Source organism: Nostoc sp. (assembly GCF_054880495.1).
Map to the genome: position 1 here is coordinate 1 of NZ_JBTYKD010000030.1, position 18,079 is coordinate 18,079.

Annotated in this window: 18 protein-coding genes; 15 read left to right on the forward strand and 3 right to left on the reverse strand. The window is 41.7% G+C overall.

The window, feature by feature from the left end; genetic code table 11:
• From ACYTXL_RS03345 to ACYTXL_RS03390, 10 genes are all read left to right on the forward strand, one after another.
• The coding region (locus ACYTXL_RS03345; protein ID WP_461923489.1) for a tetratricopeptide repeat protein at positions 1–225 on the forward strand (225 nt) is incomplete at its 5' end.
• A gap of 246 nt (positions 226–471) precedes the next feature.
• Positions 472–2,454, forward strand: a complete 1,983-nt coding sequence (locus tag ACYTXL_RS03350) for a primary-amine oxidase (RefSeq protein ID WP_461923490.1) — start codon at positions 472–474, stop codon at positions 2,452–2,454.
• Positions 2,455–2,573: 119 nt separating this feature from the next.
• Complete coding sequence (locus ACYTXL_RS03355) at positions 2,574–3,143, forward strand: peptidylprolyl isomerase (RefSeq protein WP_461923491.1); 570 nt, start codon at positions 2,574–2,576, stop codon at positions 3,141–3,143.
• A gap of 358 nt (positions 3,144–3,501) precedes the next feature.
• On the forward strand, positions 3,502–5,040 hold the full coding sequence (gene bchB, locus ACYTXL_RS03360; RefSeq protein WP_461923492.1) for a ferredoxin:protochlorophyllide reductase (ATP-dependent) subunit B: 1,539 nt from the start codon (positions 3,502–3,504) through the stop codon (positions 5,038–5,040).
• Positions 5,041–5,193: 153 nt separating this feature from the next.
• On the forward strand, positions 5,194–5,514 hold the full coding sequence (locus ACYTXL_RS03365; protein WP_461923493.1) for a hypothetical protein: 321 nt from the start codon (positions 5,194–5,196) through the stop codon (positions 5,512–5,514).
• A gap of 68 nt (positions 5,515–5,582) precedes the next feature.
• The gene (locus tag ACYTXL_RS03370; RefSeq protein WP_461923494.1) at positions 5,583–5,939 is read left to right on the forward strand and encodes a hypothetical protein; all 357 of its coding nucleotides are present in this window, start codon (positions 5,583–5,585) and stop codon (positions 5,937–5,939) included.
• 159 nt (positions 5,940–6,098) lie between these two features.
• Positions 6,099–6,761 carry a DUF6745 domain-containing protein gene (locus ACYTXL_RS03375; RefSeq protein WP_461923495.1) on the forward strand — a complete coding sequence of 221 codons (663 nt, stop codon included), beginning with the start codon at positions 6,099–6,101 and terminating at the stop codon, positions 6,759–6,761.
• 333 nt (positions 6,762–7,094) lie between these two features.
• Positions 7,095–10,238, forward strand: coding sequence for a plasmid replication protein, CyRepA1 family (locus tag ACYTXL_RS03380; protein ID WP_461923496.1), 3,144 nt, complete (start codon positions 7,095–7,097; stop codon positions 10,236–10,238).
• A 200-nt stretch (positions 10,239–10,438) separates the two neighbouring features.
• Entirely contained in the window at positions 10,439–10,594 is a 156-nt protein-coding gene (locus tag ACYTXL_RS03385; protein ID WP_461923497.1) for a hypothetical protein, read from the forward strand.
• 204 nt (positions 10,595–10,798) lie between these two features.
• On the forward strand, positions 10,799–11,554 hold the full coding sequence (locus ACYTXL_RS03390) for a metallophosphoesterase family protein (RefSeq protein WP_461923498.1): 756 nt from the start codon (positions 10,799–10,801) through the stop codon (positions 11,552–11,554).
• A gap of 75 nt (positions 11,555–11,629) precedes the next feature.
• On the opposite strand, the gene ACYTXL_RS03395 is transcribed toward ACYTXL_RS03390, so the two are convergent.
• Complete coding sequence (locus ACYTXL_RS03395) at positions 11,630–12,493, reverse strand: M48 family metallopeptidase (RefSeq protein ID WP_461923499.1); 864 nt, start codon at positions 12,491–12,493, stop codon at positions 11,630–11,632.
• Between the two features lie 391 nt (positions 12,494–12,884).
• Between ACYTXL_RS03395 and ACYTXL_RS03400 the strand changes: the two genes are divergently transcribed.
• Complete coding sequence (locus ACYTXL_RS03400; RefSeq protein WP_292799237.1) at positions 12,885–13,415, forward strand: DUF4330 domain-containing protein; 531 nt, start codon at positions 12,885–12,887, stop codon at positions 13,413–13,415.
• A 311-nt stretch (positions 13,416–13,726) separates the two neighbouring features.
• Here the strand turns inward: ACYTXL_RS03400 and ACYTXL_RS03405 are convergent, their stop codons facing one another.
• The gene (locus tag ACYTXL_RS03405; RefSeq protein ID WP_461923533.1) at positions 13,727–14,722 is read right to left on the reverse strand and encodes a metal ABC transporter solute-binding protein, Zn/Mn family; all 996 of its coding nucleotides are present in this window, start codon (positions 14,720–14,722) and stop codon (positions 13,727–13,729) included.
• Between the two features lie 324 nt (positions 14,723–15,046).
• Positions 15,047–15,256, reverse strand: coding sequence for a hypothetical protein (locus ACYTXL_RS03410; protein ID WP_461923500.1), 210 nt, complete (start codon positions 15,254–15,256; stop codon positions 15,047–15,049).
• Between the two features lie 197 nt (positions 15,257–15,453).
• Here ACYTXL_RS03410 and ACYTXL_RS03415 point away from each other — a divergent pair, with 197 nt between their 5' ends.
• The 4 genes from ACYTXL_RS03415 to ACYTXL_RS03430 all read left to right on the forward strand — a co-directional run bounded on the left by ACYTXL_RS03415 (position 15,454) and on the right by ACYTXL_RS03430 (position 17,973).
• Positions 15,454–15,789, forward strand: coding sequence for a hypothetical protein (locus ACYTXL_RS03415; RefSeq protein WP_461923501.1), 336 nt, complete (start codon positions 15,454–15,456; stop codon positions 15,787–15,789).
• Positions 15,790–16,096: 307 nt separating this feature from the next.
• Positions 16,097–16,447 carry a YtxH domain-containing protein gene (locus ACYTXL_RS03420; protein WP_461923502.1) on the forward strand — a complete coding sequence of 117 codons (351 nt, stop codon included), beginning with the start codon at positions 16,097–16,099 and terminating at the stop codon, positions 16,445–16,447.
• Between the two features lie 11 nt (positions 16,448–16,458).
• Positions 16,459–16,998, forward strand: a complete 540-nt coding sequence (locus ACYTXL_RS03425) for a DUF948 domain-containing protein (protein WP_461923503.1) — start codon at positions 16,459–16,461, stop codon at positions 16,996–16,998.
• A gap of 165 nt (positions 16,999–17,163) precedes the next feature.
• Positions 17,164–17,973 carry a TPM domain-containing protein gene (locus ACYTXL_RS03430; RefSeq protein WP_461923504.1) on the forward strand — a complete coding sequence of 270 codons (810 nt, stop codon included), beginning with the start codon at positions 17,164–17,166 and terminating at the stop codon, positions 17,971–17,973.
• Positions 17,974–18,079: the final 106 nt, after the last annotated feature.

Genomic DNA, 18,079 nt, shown 5'->3' on the forward strand with positions numbered 1-18,079 from the left:
TATTTTAGCCAAGAGCAATATGACTTAGCAATTCGTCAGTACAAAGAAGCTCTCAAATCTAAACCAGACTACGTGACAGGGTTAAATAATCTCGGTCATGCTTACGAGAAAAAAAAATTAACTACTCAGGCGTTAGAAAGTTACGAAGAAGCACTAAAACTTGCTCCAAATAACGCTATTGCTAAACGCCGTGCTGAATCTTTACGCCGTTTGGTTTCTGCGTAAGTGAGGGCATGGAGCATTGCAAATAAACCTCCCTTGTGGCTAGTACACCAATTTAGTAATTCTGGAAGAACCTCTCCCTCTTCCCTTGTAGCGAAGGCGGCTGGGGGGCTAGGTTTTTGATTAGTGAATCGATGCTCTAATCTCGAACTATTAACAAATTAATTTGGCTTTAACCTCTTAATTTATCGGTTTTCAATCTTAGGCTTGGAAATAGATAACTATAAGTCTTTTGTAAAAATGTAAAAGATGACTAAGCGGTTAAAGCGTTTTTTGCGGCTAGCTATTCCCATCATTGTTGTCATTTCTATCTCACTGGGACTAATGGAAATATTGACGGCTCAACAGCTTTCGATTTCCCATCCTCTCACTTCGCTAACTGAGGCAGAAATTAGTACAGCTGTTTCGGTGATCAAAAGAGAAAAAACTTTGAGCGAAATGGCTGTTTTTCCACTGATCACTTTACAAGAACCAGATAAAGAAGAAGTTCTAAAGTTTACACTTGCTAAAGTCTTGCAGCGAAAAGCTTTTTTAGTAATCTCTGAGCGATCGCTAAATAAAACCTTTGAGGGAATTGTTGATCTGACAAGCAAAACCTTAAGTTCTTGGAAAGAAATACCGTCTGTCCAACCTGCGATCGTTAATTCCGAATATGAACTAGCAACTCAGATAGTCAAAGTCGATTCCCGATGGCAAAAAGCGATGCAAAGGCGGGGAATTACTGATTTCGATCAAGTCAAAATCAGTTCGTGGGCACCAGGAATCCTGAGTCAACAGGAAGAAGCAACAGGTAATCGTCTTTGTCGGAGCTTATCTTACTACAAGGGTAAAGGCTGGAACTATTACGGTAGTCCGATTGAAGGAGTCGTAGCAACAGTCAATTTGAACACAGGTAAAATCGCCAGTTTTGTTGACAGAGGAAACGTACCTTTCTCTAAGGAAAACTGGAACTACGATATCAAATCTTTGGGCAAATTACTTTCACCACTTAAAGTATTAAAGATTCTCCAACCAAATGGTGCAAGTTTCCAGATCAAAGACAATGAAATTAGCTGGCAAGGTTGGAAGTTTCGTTATTTAATGCATCCTCGTAATGGATTAATGCTGTACCAAGTGACGCACCAGGACGGGGAAAATATTCGACCAGTTTTATATCGCGCTAGCCTATCAGAAATGGTAGTACCTTATGGCGATCCTGAGCCTACTTGGTCTTTCAGAAATGCCTTTGATGTTGGAGAATATAACCTTGGTTTGTTAGCAAATACGATGGAGTTAGGTAAGGAAATTCCCGAAAACGGCCTGTTGCTAAATGCTGTATTTGCTAATGAGCAGGGAGAACCTTATGTAATGCCAGGGGTTATGGGTATCTACGAGCGCGATAACGGAATCCTGTGGAAGCACTATGAGTATAATACTCAGCGTAATGATGTCCGTCGCAGTCGAGAATTAGTCATGACGATGACGGTGGCAGTTGACAACTATGATTACAGCATCAATTGGATCTTTCACCAGGATGGGACTTTGGAAGTCCAAAATGAATTAACGGGTATCGTACTGGCGCAGGGAACGGCTGATGAAAAGCAATCTGACGATGATTCTTATGGTCGGTTAATTGCTAAGAATATCTTCGGAGTAAATCACCAGCATTTTTTCAATTATCGCCTAGATTTCGATATTGATGGTCAAGCTAATTCCGTGATGGAAATGGATGTCAAAGCTTTGCCGATAGATGAGAAAAATCCATTAGGAAATGCGATCACACTTGCAGAAACCCCACTAACAAAAGAAACGGATGCTGTCCGCGATTTGGATATGAAACACAGTCGGGAATGGATGATTGTTAGTGCAGACAAAAAGAATGCTCTAGGCGCTGCACCTGGATATATGCTGATGCCGGGAGGAAACTCCATATTTTTCCCTGTGGAAGGCTCAAAAATCCGTCAACGGGCAGAATTTGCGACTCATCACGTCTGGGTAACAAAATATAAACCTGCTGAACTTTATGCTGGCGGCGATTATCCCAACCAAACTCAACCTGGACAAGGTTTACCAAAATATATTGCAGACGATGAGTCCTTGATGGGTGAAGATATCGTGCTGTGGTACACAATGGGCATAACTCATATTCCGCGATCGGAAGATTGGCCTGTGATGCCTGTTCACCGAGTTGGCTTTAAGCTAGTCCCTAGAGGATTCTTTAGCCGTAATCCAGCGATAAATTTGCCAGAGTGAAATATTCCTTTGCTCAAGTTTCCTTCGTTCAGTTTTTTGTAATTACTAAAGCAAGCAACTTGAATGCTGATAAACTTATCATAGGTCAAATACTGGCACTTGTTAAAATAGGATATCTGATGAACTTTCCAGAAATTAATATTCCCGGTAATGGCACGCTGCACGCTCGTTTAACTACTTCCTTGGGTGAAATTGTAGTTCGTTTGGAGGAAGAGCGAACCCCTAACACGGTCAAAAATTTTGTAGGTTTAGCAACTGGAACAATCGACTGGAAAGACCCTAAAACTGGTGAATCTAGTAAGGGGACTCCAGCCTACGATGGGATTCGCTTTCACCGGGTCATCCCTGATTTTATGATTCAGTGTGGCGATCCCCTGAGTCGTTATCTGGATACGGCCAGCCGATGGGGTACTGGTGGACCAGGATATCAATTTGAGGATGAGTTTCATCCTAAATTGAGACACACTGGTGCAGGTATCCTGTCGATGGCTAATGCCGGACGCGGTACAAATGGTTCACAATGGTTCATTACAGAAGCAGCAACGCCTCACCTTGACAACAAACACAGTGTTTTTGGTGAAGTTGTCCAAGGTCTAGATATAGTCAACCAGATCGCCAATGTGCCTACGACTAGAGATCGTCCGAATCAAGAGGTGGTGTTACAAAAAGTAGAAATTTTTCGGCAGTAATTAACATCCCTGTAGATTAATTTATACTCTCTCGATTGAGCAAATTGCGCTAAGATATTCCCCTCTTATTTAAGGGGGGTTAGCACCCCGCCCCAAATTAAAAAAAAATTTGCCGAAAAATTAAGATTTATTTAAATAAAATAACAGCCGTGTTGTTCAAGTCAGAAGCTAGATCCCAATCATTAATTAGGTTTGGGTGATGCTACGCTTACACACCGCAGAGAAAACCCTTACAACTCTTCACTCTTTAGGGCTACAAGTTTTGAGACAATCAGAAACGATTTAATAATAATCAAGCACTTATAGTCCACTCTTATCGGACTCCGTGTTATTTCTGTTGAAAAGGGAGAACACAAACATGAAATTAGCTTACTGGATGTATGCAGGTCCAGCCCACATTGGCACTCTGCGAATCGCTAGTTCTTTTAAAAATGTTCATGCAATCATGCACGCCCCCATTGGCGATGACTACTTTAACGTCATGCGCTCCATGCTATCGCGGGAGAGGGATTTTACTCCGGTGACAACCAGTGTCGTCGATCGCAACGTTTTGGCACGCGGTTCTCAAGAGAAGGTGGTAGATAACATCATCCGCAAGGATGCCGAGGAACACCCAGATTTGATTGTGTTAACTCCCACCTGCACCTCCAGCATTTTACAAGAAGACCTGCACAACTTTGTCGAGCGATCGCAGTTGGAAGCGAAAGGAGACGTAATGCTGGCGGATGTGAACCACTACCGCTACAACGAACTACAAGCCGCCGATCGCACTCTGGATCAAATCGTTCAATACTACATTGAAAAAGCCCGGAAGCGGGGCGAATTAGCAGAGGGCAAAACAGCAAAGCCCTCAGTTAACATTATCGGTACTACTACCCTTGGTTTCCACAATAATCACGACTGCACCGAACTCAAACGGCTAATGGCTGACTTGGGAATTGAGGTAAATACCTTAATTCCCGAAGGTGCTTCGGTGAACGACTTAAAGAAGATGCCCCAAGCCTGGTTTAACCTGGTTCCTTACCGTGAACTCGGTTTAACCACAGCTCGTTACCTGGAAGAACAATTTGGCACACCTTATGTAGACATTACTCCAATGGGTGTAGTGGAAACAGCCCGTTGTATTCGCAAAATTCAGCAGGTAATTAACGCTCATAGTTCGACTTCGCTCACAGAAGTTGACTACGAAAACTTCATTAATGAGCAAACCCTGTATGTATCTCAGGCTGCTTGGTTCTCCCGTTCAATTGACTGTCAAAACTTGACTGGCAAAAAAGCTGTGGTCTTTGGTGACAACACCCACGCCGCCGCCATTACCAAGATTCTGGCGCGAGAAATGGGGATTCATGTTGTTTGGGCTGGAACCTACTGTAAATATGATGCAGACTGGTTCCGCCAAGAGGTTAGCGAGTATTGCGATGAAGTGCTAATTTCTGAAGATCATGGTGAAATTGGGGATGCGATCGCTCGTGTCGAACCTTCTGCCATTTTCGGCACCCAAATGGAACGCCACGTTGGTAAACGTTTGGATATTCCCTGCGGCGTAATTGCTGCACCAATCCACGTCCAAAACTTCCCCATTGGTTACAAACCATTTATGGGTTACGAAGGCACGAATCAGATTACAGATTTGATCTACAATTCCTTCACTTTGGGAATGGAAGATCACCTGTTAGAAATCTTCGGTGGTCACGATACCAAAGAAGTTATTACTAGGGGAATTTCTGCTGATTCTGATTTGAATTGGACAAAGGATGGTCAAGCAGAATTGAATAAGATTCCGGGATTTGTGCGCGGGAAAGTGAAGCGTAATACTGAAAAATTTGCCCGCGATCGCGGTTTCAAGGAAATCAACGCTGAGGTGTTGTACGCTGCGAAGGAGGCTGTTGGGGCGTAGATTTGAAGGTTGATTGAGAAGATTAAGGGGTAAGGATTTGTTGAGGATCTTTACCCCTCAATTTTATTAACTAAAAGGCTTGACAAGCAGCTTGAATCTGAGATATTATTAAATTTATTATATAAATTATTATTTAAAATAACTAAATTAAATATGAATCAAGACACAGCGGCATTACTTGCGGCGCTTCTTGATGCTGGCATTAAACACAGTCCTGAGAAAATTGTGCGGATTGCCAAGCAAACTGATGGCAAAATCATATTTTTAGAAGAGGGAAATGCTGAAGCAGGACTGCAACATATATTGGAAGAACATTCTTTAGAGTTTGCTGATCAGGGAATCGAGCCAAAGCAGATACCAGATGCAATTATCACCGCAGTAACCCAAGGTAAAATAATTGGTTATCAAGGAAGAAAAAAACTCGCCCTATTTATGAAATTAATTTTAATGGCAAAACCCAATACATCTGTGTGACTGTAAGCGATAATGGATATATAGTGGGCGCTAATCCCAGAACTTCCTCATAATTCGCTGAAGTGACTATGGCAGAAAAAATCAAACTCATGGCTGATTATGGATGCTACCCCCTATGGTGGGCTAGTTCCGATAAAGTTGGAGATATTGATCCTCTTATAATGCCATTAAGTCAAGAAACTATTAGCCGTTTGGAAAATTGGGCTGAAGTTTATGATGCAAAGTTGAACTGGGAAGATCCTAATTCATCAGGTTTTCCCAGTTTAGAGGCTAAAACAGTTTTTGAAGCAGAAGGAATTAGCTTGTGGAAGCGACTGCAAAAAGAACTTGCACCCAACTATGAAGTTTTCTATTTCAGTGAAACATTACGTAAAGTTGTAACTGATACTAATGAATTAGACTCTTTGCGTACTATCTATGCTTAACTGATAGTCCACGAAAAAATTAAGCAATGACAACAGCTAGCTTATTTCAGTGGGTAGAACTGAAGCAGGATGTTCCTAGCAGTCCTGTAAAAGCTGGTAATAGGGGGGTTGTAGCTGCTTGTGCTACTATCCGTTAGTCTACAAACAAATTTACATTCGTTGTTTGATAATCATCTTGCAAAAGAGTATGCCACTTTACTGCAAGACCAGTTAGAAAACCATTGGAAATATGTTTTCTCCCAACACTTTGGTAAGAGCGATCGCAACTTCCTGAAAAGTATATTCTCTTCATGCCGAAAACCTGAAAGTTTAATTGCAGGAGGTAGTTATTTTGATTTTTGTATTCATGGTTTAAACTACCACCAATTTAAAAACAAAGTAGTAATTTTAGAAGAATTTGTCAAAAATTGCGGCTGGACTTTCTTTTTTCAAAATATCGCAATTATATCCAAGCATTCGACCACAATCAGTATTGATAGCAACAACCACCTCCACGCCGAAGATACACCTGCTATAGCGTTTGTAGATGGATATAGCCTGTATGCACAGCATGGTAAAACAAAGCTGGAACCCACGCGGCAGCCAATCGATGATATCGGCTGGGCACGCTTATTGGAAGAAATTAACGCGATCGAAATTGACTCCTGGGAAGAATACAGATTATTACGTATCGTCAGGGAGCGAATTAATGTCCAGACTATGCAGTTTCTCAAGGCAACAAATCCCAATACAGGGGAAGTGCGCGTTTCTAGAGTGCCTCTACGGATCGCGTCTGCGATTGAGGCGGTACGCTGGGTAAACCAACCGACAAAGCCAAAATAAACCTAGACTTTGAAGCATATCTGTTGTAGGTAAAGGCACAGTAATGCTGCGCCATAGCCTAAAGTTACCAGGGCGTGAGCTTCTCCCAAGCGATCGCATTCCTTAACCAATAAATTTACTGATAAATAAAAATTAATAGCGAACAAATATCACAATACAAAATTATTACTTCGGGGATCTAATAGGCAGAATAACCCACTAGAGTCTTAACCGATGTGTCTCTTTTAGCGAAGTAAAAAAGCATCATTAAAGCCTCGCAATATCTCTTATAGAAAAAAAGCAGATGCGTGTTAATGTTTTAATCTCATTGACTTTCCCTTAGCGTCTTTCCCTATGCATCTGCACTATTTACACCCCCAACACCTTGAAGAATTAGTCAAGAGCAGTGGTATAGACTTACACTTAGTGCAACTCAATTTTAGGTCACTCCAAGGCGTAACAGCTTATGAATACCTATTGATTTCTGAGCTACTCCCCCGCACCAATGCCGGAATGGTGAAAAGTAGTTGGTTGCAGCGTTATGCTCATATCACTGAAGGTGGTTGGTGGTGTTCGGGGTTAGACCCTTTGAATAATTGGCAAATGATGGAATGGGGATGCTTTAAGCCAAACCAACCCCGACAGAATCACAATGGTAAGTCCATCAAATACGAGCATCCCCCCAGCACGCCAACGCGAGTATTTTGTTTGCGGGTAACGCTGCAAGTGTGGCAGCAAGTCGCTGGACGTTACAATCTGGTCATGCCTGAGAATATCACCATTACTTCTGATGGTGAAGCTGAAGGCTTTTGGCAATGGGTGATGCAACAGAACATTCCCCTCATTATCTGCGAGGGTGTGAAGAAAGCAGCCACACTGTTGACCCAAGGATATGTAGCTATTGCCATTCCCGGAATTACCAGTGGTTATCGAGTTGTTAAAGATGAATTTGGCAAAGTTACTCGTCGTCAGCTAATTCCCGATTTAGGCGCGTTTGCAATTACAAAACGCAGCTTTTACATTTGCTTTGATTTTGAAACTCAACCCAAGACAATTGCTGCTGTAAATAATGCCATTTCACAGCTTGGTTGTTTATTCCAGCAAAAAAGTTGCACTGTTAAAGTCATTGAACTTCCAGGAGTAGAAAAAGGAGTTGATGAGTTTATCGCTGCGAAAGGTGTAAGTAGTTTCGATAAAGTTTATCGTCAAAGTGTTGATTTAGAAATTTATCTTGCTCAAACCAAACCCCACACCGAGTTAAGTATTCCTGCTGCACTCACCTTCAACCGTCCTTATATAGGTGAAATACCTTTCCCCACCTCTGGATTAGTAGGAGTAAAATCAGCAAAAGGAACGGGTAAAACTACAGCACTGCAAACCGTTGTTCAACAAGTAAAAAGCAGAAATCAACCTGTTTTGTTAATTACTCACAGAATTTTACTAGGACGATTTTTGTGTGAAAAAATTGGTATTCAATGGGGAACACATAAAGAAGATGGGGAGAAAAGGATTGATAAAACACTTACCCCGCCTCCTCCCATCCTCCGCTCTATCTTTCCTCAGCACTCCCTCGGCTTGTGTGTTGATTCGATTTGGAAACTTAACCCGGAAAATTGGCGCGGGGCAATAGTAATTTTAGATGAAGTAGAGCAATCTTTATGGCATCTATTAAACAGTAATACTTGTAAACACAAGCGTGTAAAAATATTAAAATTATTCCAGCAATTAATTTCCACAGTTTTAACAACTGGGGGGTTAGTAATTGCCCAAGATGCTGATTTATCAGATGTATCACTTGAATATTTACAGGGATTGGCAGGAATTAAATTAACACCTTGGGTAGTTCTCAACCAGTGGAAACCTCAGCATGGTTGGGACGTAACTTTTTATGATTCGCCGAACCCAACACCGCTAATTCACCAACTGGAATTGGATTTACTTGCTGGACGTAAATGTTATGTTACTACCGATAGTCGCGCTGGGCGTTACAGTTGTGAAACCATTGAACGTTATCTAAAAGAGCGGTTACAAAAATTACGACGGCAATTTCCTAAAACCTTGGTAGTTAGTAGCCACACTATAAACACACCTGGCCACGAAGCCGTTGATTTTATCGCAGCTATCAATCAAAAAATTTCTGAATATGACGGCGTTTTTGTTACCCCTAGTCTTGGTACAGGAATTAGTATTGATGTCCAGCATTTCGACCGAGTTTATGGCATTTTTCAAGGGGTAATTCCTGACTCAGAAGCAAGACAAGCATTAGCGAGAGTGCGGGATGATGTTCCGCGTGTTGTCTGGTGCGCTAAACGAGGTATTGGCTTAATTGGTAGTGGTAGTACAAATTATCGCTTGCTATCTGATTGGTATCAAGAAAATCAAAAAGAAAACTTAGCTTTGCTTAGTCCACTACATAAAATAGATGTGGATTTACCTTTAGTTCATGACCCGATTCATTTGCGAACTTGGGCTAAGTTATCTGCACGGGTAAATGCTTCTATCCGCCTCTACCGTCAATCGATGCAAGATGGTTTGATTGCTGATGGGCATCAAATTCAGCTGCGGAGTAATGCTGTCCACAATAATATTATTCGAGATTTACGCCTGGCCTTTTTGGCAACTGACGCTGATGATTTAGCTACCCGCAGAAGATTAATTTTAGAAATTGTCAAAGTTCAAAAAGATTGGGCGCAAAGCCGTCAAAAAGCTAAAGAAATTAAACGCAAAATTAAAGATATTAAGCAGCAAAATCAACTATCGCTAGCAACTGCTATCGCTAATGCTAAAGATATTGATTATGTCGAATATGAGCAGCTATTAGTGAAGCATTCCCTGACTGATGGAGAACGCAACCAAATCAATAAATATGTTCTCAGACAAAGGTATGGTGTAGAAGTTACTCCTTGGCTGAAATTACAGGATGACCACGGATATTATTCTCAACTGTTAATTCATTATTATTTAACTCACGAAAGCGAGTATTTTCACGTCAGAGACCAGCAAGAATGGCATCAGCAATTATCTTGGGGTGAAGGAAAAGTTTTTCTACCAGATTTAAAAACTTATACGCTGAAAGTCGAGGCGATGAGAGCTTTGGGAATGCTTCAGTTCCTCGAAGCCGAACGAGAATTTACCGAGAGTGATACAGATTTGATATTACTTAAAAATATTGTTTTTCAACATAGTAGGCATATTAAAAGAGCGCTTGGTATTAACTTAGTCGGAGAGAAAGAGCAGGTTTCGGCAATCAAAATACTCAGCCGACTGTTAAATTTATTGGGCTTGAAACTAAAGCGAGTAAATGAGGTTTATCAAATCGATTTAGAAACCCTTTATGATGGCAGGGAGAGAATATTTGCAGTTTGGCATCAACGGGATGAGTTGATGTTGACTCATGTTAGGAGTGTTGGCTATGAGTTGCCTGATTATTCTTCAGACTGGAAGCTTGAAATTATCCAAACCAAGCCTTATGCCGCAGTGGTCAATATTCTACCCTAATATCTAGTGATGATGCTGTCATACTTCTAAAATGCAGCATTTAGATCATTCATTTTCAAAAATACAGCACTTCCGATGCCTGCGGTGGTCACTGAGCCAAGTCGTTCGCGCAGCGCGATGCCCTGAGCTTGCCGTTCGCGCAGCGTCTCGTAGAGAAGGGTCTCGTAGAGAAGTGCGGGCTACGCCGGAGCACCTGCGAAATGCAATACAGTTCAGTTAAGCATTTATTTCTTCTCTCTATGTCCTCTGTGTCTTGGCGATCGCCTACCGATCATCGCGCCGCGCCTATGCGTTTAAATTTCAACCTTCAATTCGCCACGATTTTACGCAAAGCTGTACTTAGACTAGGCAGCTAACAACGTGAATTAAATTTGCTGATTTTCTCTTTTACCACTCAAAACTACACATCCTACCCCATTGCCATCATAAAATAATTTTATTTCGGGGAGAATAATTAAATTAAAATAAAATTTGTTCAGTATTTTTACCTTTCATTGCGGAAACCAGAAAGCTTAAACTGTAGCAGAAGTATTAGCCAAAACTATTGAAGCTAAGAGAAAATGAGCGAAATTAGCCCCAGACGAATTGTAATTGGGGATGTGCATGGTCACTATGAAGGTTTAATGACATTGTTGGAGGCGATTGCCCCCACCTCAGAAGATCAAGTCTATTTTCTGGGAGACTTAATTGATCGCGGTCCTCATAGTTCACAAGTAGTTAATTTTGTCAAGCGAAATAACTACCCATGTTTGCTAGGAAATCATGAGCAGATGTTATTAAACATTCTCACCAATGAAAAAACCTCCTCCCCAACGATGCAAGCATGGCTGTATAGTGGAGGACAAGCTACCGTAGCCAGTTACCACCAGTCCACAATCCCTGACGACCATCTGGATTGGTTCAAGAGTTTGCCTACATATCTTGACTTGGGGGATATTTGGTTAACTCATGCTGGTGTTGACCCTTCCAAGTCAGTGACAGAACAAACTGCCGATGAACTGTGTTGGATACGAGAGGAATTTCATAGTATTGAAAAACCCTACTTCCCAGATAAGCAAATTATCATCGGTCACACCATTACCTTTACTCTGCCGGGTGTTTCTCCTGGTAAACTGGCACAAGGACAGGGATGGCTAGACATAGATACTGGTGCTTATCATCCCAAGAGTGGGTGGTTAACTGGACTCGATGTCACGAATAACTTAGTTTATCAAGTTAACATTTTTAAGGATTATCTCCGTGTCCTGCCCTTAAAAGATGTAGTGATCAGAGTTGATCCAGCCAAAATCAAAGTTGATCGCCGCAATATGAATTGAGCAATATTTGAGATGAGGGGGAGTGGGGAGTGGGGAGACAAGGGAGACCAGGGGAATAACCAACGCCCAATACGCTCAAGACCTCGCTAATGGTCGAATATTAGCTTTATAACTAGGATTATCCAAGCCATAATTTCCATTACTAGGTTGAGAGTCAATTGCAAGTCTGAGGGCATTAATGCGATCGCTGGTTCCAGGGTGCGTACTCAAAAATATCGGCGCAGAACCACCCTTTTTTAGGAGCTTTTGCATAAATGAAACCATTGCAGACTGAGCATAACCAGTACGTGTCAAAGTTCTTAATCCTCTTTGATCAGCCTCAAATTCATTTTTACGACTGCGTGGCAAGTCTCGCGCTAACTGTACACCAATTTGCACCGCCGTACTCCGGTCTAAGCCAGCAGCTGTTAATAGACCACTTTCGAGCGCTTTTTGCTGCATCTGTTTGACTACGTGTTTCCCGCCAATGTGACCAATTTCATGAGCGAGTACACTTGCTAATTGCGCTTCATTGTCTGCGGTTTTCAGCAAACCCGTGTGGACATATACATAGCCGCCCAAGGTAGCAAAAGCATTAATAGTATCATCTTCAACTACTTGGAAGGTATAGGGGAGATCGGGGCGATCGCTATTAACTGCTAAACGCCGACCAACTTGTTGCACATAGCGATTAACTTCGGGATTGCGGTTAAGCCGGACTTGACTACTGACTAATTCCTGATTAATCTGCTTACCAAGATCAACTTCTTGGTTAGGAGATATATTAGAAAGTTGAAATGCCTGAAATCCTTGAAGTAGAAGAGGCAAGAAGTCTAAAGTTCTTCCAGGGAAGGGTGTACTCAGACACAGACTCAGGGCGACTACCACCGAAATTAAAGGATAAAACCAGCGACGCTGCCACGCACGGTAATTTGCAACAAAACCTTTCCAATTCAACATAATCTGCACTGAAGATAATTTTGGGAGAACATAAAATGATGAGGCAAATTATGAGACGGTTTTAGATCATTCTAAGTTGCATTCTCAACTCCAGACCAAAGGGATTGTTATACAACCAATGTTTACGCAAATCTACCGAATTTTGGGGACTAGTGATTCCCTCTAGCGATCGGCTTAAACACTAGATTTTACCTTCTGGGTGCGTCGGTCTTAAGAGCCAAAAGTTTGAGAGTCATCTGCCCCCCTCCGAACTTACGAACTCGTGATAAACTGTCGCATAACCGCAACGCCCAGCCGCTTTGAGTTATTACCAAATAGGGAAAATTGCTATTCTCATCGAAAACCTTTTTGCTACAATCAATTACTTCGCTATTACCTCGGAAAACTTTTTATGGCTATTTTAGATTCAAAAGGTCGTTTATTCGGCAAAATCAATCTCCTAGATTTAGGTGCTGCGCTGGTAACTCTGCTAGTTATATTTGTGATGTTGTCTACCATCTTGTCTACCTTGGGTCTTGCTCAAGTCGGTGAGAAAATAGTACCCATAGAAGTAGACTTAGTAGTTCGTGGTTTGAATGTACGTGATCCTGAGCAATTATTTAACAATGGCTTAAAAAAAGGCGGGAAAACTGATGTAATTATCCGCAATCAACCCTATGGAGAGATTGGAATTAAATCTATTCAACAGCTACCTAGAACAGTCAATGTTTCCCAACCTGATGGCACTGTTAAAGAATTACCAGATCCCAAGATCAACAATTTTAGTACAGATATGATTTTGACTTTAGAAGGTAAAGCCAAACGTACTGAAAGTGGACTAGTTCTAGGTAGCAGTAAAGTGAAAATTGGTATGCCATTTGAGTTAGAAGGCTTTAACTACAACTTCAATGCAACGGTTATTGATATCAGATTCGAGAAATAGCCTTGACATTTTCTTTGATCTATTACCCCGTCTCTGATAGGAGAAGCAACAAAGAGGCTGATAAACTCAACCCCTCTCCGTGAGTTCGGAGAGGGGAGAGAAACCACAACTTTATCGGGGTGAGGTTAAGCTTAACCTCATTCTTATTAGGAAACGCTAGATCAGATTACTCAATTGAGGTTATAACTACTTAGGAACGTGGATTAAATAAAATACAAAACTTCATCCTGTCTCTAGCTTCCCTCTTCTTTATCAGGAGAGGGATTGAGGGTGAAGTAAGCCAGGGACATAAATTGTATCTTATTTAATTCTTATTCCTTAGCAGCTTTCGCTTCAAACATTAAATACGTTCCTCCTAATCCTTCTACAATTGTGCGTGTATTGGCAATCATCATTTTCTGATAAGTGTCCGCCTCGCTTCCTGGTTCACCAAGTCCCTTAGCATACAACTTCCTCTCAGAAATTTTTACATTAGCAACTCTTGCTACAGATTGAAGCAAATTAGGCTTAATTGCCGCCTCAGTAAAAATTGTTGAGACTTTAGCCTGTTTAATATTTGCCACCAAATTTTTCACTCGTGTAGCCGTCAGATTTTTGTCGGTACTAATACCTTGCAATCCCCCTGCTAATGAAAGACCGTATGCTTTAGCGTAATAACTCAGTGCATCAGAGGTTGTAACTAACTTGCGTTCTTTGGCAGGAATACTGACAATTCTTGACTTAATCCAGCTATCTAGTTGAGTCAGTTCATTTGTGATTTTTTTGGTATTGCTGCTATAAGCCTCGGCATCACTAGATTCTAATTTTATCAGGTTACTATTAATTACCTTCACCATTCTGATCGTATTTTTGGTATTGTGCCAAAGATGAGGATCAGTTACATTTTTAGCGCCTGCCTGAAATTTTTGTGGCTTAGGCACTGCCAGTTGACCAACGGCTATTTTCGGTGCAGGGTTTTTAGTCGCTTTAATTAATTTGATCAGATTTGGTTCAAAATTGTAACCAGTATAAAGAATAAGATTAGCTTGCTCAATGGCTTTACGATCTTCCGGTTTTGGTTTATAAAATTGGGGGTCGGCTGTAGGGGAAATTAAGCAGGTAAGGTTAACTGTATTCCCCGCAACCTGTCTGGTTAAGTCACACAGTACGCTTGTAGTCGCTACGACTTGGGGAAGATTCTCATTTCCCTGAGTGGTAGTCTGAGTGAATGCGGTTCTTGCAGCTTGATTTCCACACCCAACAAATCCAATCGTCAAGGCAAGAATAATAGCTCGAAAGGAATTAGTTGATGGTAATTTTTTTGACATCATCAACTCCTACTGGATGTATTGAAAAAATAATCATTATCAGTAACGGATTAGTGAAATACCAGGGGTAAGCCTTCATCTGGGTAAATAAGTTTGTAGTAAGGACTTTAGTCCTTGTGTTAAGCACGCTTTGTACTTACTACGTACCGGGCTTTCGTTAGCTTGGTGAACCACTCACTACTGAGGTTTTTGCAGGCAAAATGTTAGTTAACTTCACGCGACAGACTAGAAAAGTGGTAGAGGTAGAAGCACAATAATAAAGGCGATGCTGGCGAGCCTCCGGTAAGGAGTGTAGTGTAGTTCTCTCATCGTCTGTTGAAGGGGCTATGCCATTGTGCTTAGATGCCACAAAGGTTGCAAATTGACTAGGATTATCAGGTTAAGAAGTGGAACGTAGTAATGCTGGGGCTTATTGAGCATACGGGTTGATGGGAGCAAACCTAGTCGTGAATCTAAGGCAATTGTAGCTGTGGTTTTGCGAGGTGTGGGCAGATGGTTGTGACAAAATTGGCGAATTGGCGATTTTTTAGCCATCAGCCTTTGTTACACTAATTTTCACCTAGTAAAGCCTTTCAATAGCGCTCAGAGGATCATTTAACTGCTCTTTATTGCCATAATCCCGGCTGTACTTTGTGCCCTAATTTTTATCCTTTAGTTTCTTCATCATTAAATAAGAGCCAAGTCAAGTATATAGAACAATTCCTCAAAGCTGATATTGGTGAAGATAGACAATGGTAATTTTAGTTATCCTCGTTAACACCCTGATTTCGCTGATACTACTCTATGTGGCTTGGCGGGTATGGCAACTCAAGCAGCAGCTAGCATACATAGCAGATAGGTTAACCGTCTATGAAAGTTGTACCCATGCAGCACTGAATAAAGCACCCGAAAATATTTATCTCAGCCAGGATAATATTTACAACTTACGGCAGAAAAATCAAGCGTTACAAATGCAAATCCAACAAGTACGGCAAATTATCAGTCTACTTTTGCTAGGACGGCAAATCTGGCAGCGTTATTTTCGGAGGCTAGAGTTAACATCTGGGAAAAGAACTTTTTCAAAATGATTTATGTCAGGTTCATGAATATTTATAATTAGGGCTGATGCGAGGACACCGGGACGTGGTGACACAAACAGAAGTCTAAGGGCTGATTTGGGACTTAGCAGCCCACCAGAAGGCTTACCAAAGGCATAAAAACTTTGGGATATCCGGAGAGTTTTGAATTATAAGTAATTAATGGTTTTGATATTTAATGAATAAAAGCAACATTTATGGGTGATATTTTGTCACGATAGATTAACTGAATAAAATCGGTGGAGTCTTACAAGGAGAGAAAACCACCTAAAATGGGTGTAAGGAGAAAAACAACAAGATGTCTAATAACCGTTCTGGAGTATTTATTGGCGGTTTTATCCTAGGAGCTACCATCGGTGCTTTGACCGGTTTGCTCGTGGCTCCACGCACAGGGCGCGAAACACGTAAAATTTTAAAAAAATCTGCCAATGCTATCCCAGAATTGGCAGAAGATTTATCTACGAGTGTGCAAATCCAGGCAGATCGTCTCTCTGTGATCGCACTGCGAAACTGGGATGAGACTTTAGATAGATTACGGGAGGCGATCGCAGCAGGTGTAGATGCCAGTCAGCGAGAAAGCCAAGTCTTAAACCGGCCAACATCTGTTGAAGACTCAGATTCTCTTCCCCAGCAATTAGAACGCTTATAAATGACATAACCGTGATTGATCCCCTGTTTTGGTTGGGATTTTCCTTACTCTTAGTTGCCACAAGCTTGACTGCGGTTTTAGTAGCGGCAATACCGGCTTTGCAAGAGTTAGCACGCGCGGCTCGCAGTGCAGAAAAGCTATTTGATACACTCTCACGCGAGTTACCAGCCACTCTAGAAGCTATCCGCGTGACTGGTTTGGAAATCGCTGACTTAACTGATGATGTCGGTGAAGGTGTAAAAAGTGCCAGTCAAGTCGCCAAACAAGTTGATCAAAGCCTTGATAGTGCGAGAAAACAGGCTCAAAATCTGCAAGTACGTACACGCAGCGTCTTTGTTGGCGCAAAAGCCGCTTGGAGAAACTTCACACGCCAAAAACCCACAAGGCGAACAGGCGATCGCACCCCAAGCAATGAAAAACCACCACTCACGTTGCGAGAACGAGAAGTGCTCAGGCAAGAAAATCACCGGATCAAAGCAGAAGTATACCGCGCTAATGACGGTTACAACGATGCCGCTAACTGGGAAACCAACTTCGATGACGAAGATTGAATTAGTTTTGAATTTTGAATTGATTTCTCTCCACTCCTCAAAAAGGCTTTGCGTTGATCCTTTAGATTAGAGTAAAGTAAACAAGTGTAAAGAACTATCACTTTTCCAGTACTCTTTTAAAACAACTTGTTTACTTCTACCGTTGATATTTGTATAAAAACGTCCATGCAATCTTGTTTTTGGCGACGAATTCTGTTATCTATTGCAGTATTTTTTCTGGCTGGGTCAATTTGGGTCATGCATTCTCCTTCAGCACTGGCTTATGACAATCCTGACTTACTCCCTGCCACCTTTACCCCAGTTGTAGACTTAGCAAAATCTCTTCCTGTGCTGCAAGAAGAAAAGCTTGTCAAAGAATTAGAGCAGTTTGAAGTCGATACGGGCTGGAAACTGCGAGTATTGACCCAGTATGACCGCACCCCAGGTCGGGCAGTCATCAAATATTGGGGTTTGGATGACAAAAGCATTCTACTAGTTGCCGATTCTCGTGGCGGTAACATCCTCAGTTTTAGCATCGGCGATGCTGTTTATGAACTTTTACCCCGGACGTTCTGGATAGAATTGCAAACCCGCTTCGGTAATTTGTTCTTTGTCCGCGAACAAGGTGAAGACCAAGCCATTCTGCAAGCCTTAGAATCGGTTAAAGGCTGTTTACTCAAGGGTGGTTGCAATGTTGTCCCCGGATTGCCACGAGAGCAATGGATTCTCACCTTGATTAGCTCAATTATTGGTGGGGTGATTTGTGGATTTGCAGCTCAACCCCGCGATAAAGGACAAGTTTTTGCTTGGCAATGGGCTTTAATTTTCTCACCTTTGTGGGGAATCTTGTTTATTGCCTTTGGTATTGGGCCAGTGGTGACACGCACAAGCGACTGGTTACCTCTAGTTCGTAATATCTCTGGGTTTCTCATCGGCGTCTTGGTTGCCTACCTATCTCCTGTTTTCAGTCGGCCTTCATCCAGTAATGAGTTATGAGTATCGAAGATTTGAGTTGCCCAAGCCGCCTCTCAAACTTATCGCTGAGTTAGGAGTTATCAGTTAATTAAAAACTTATAAGTAAGTAGGTGAGAATAAATCAAAG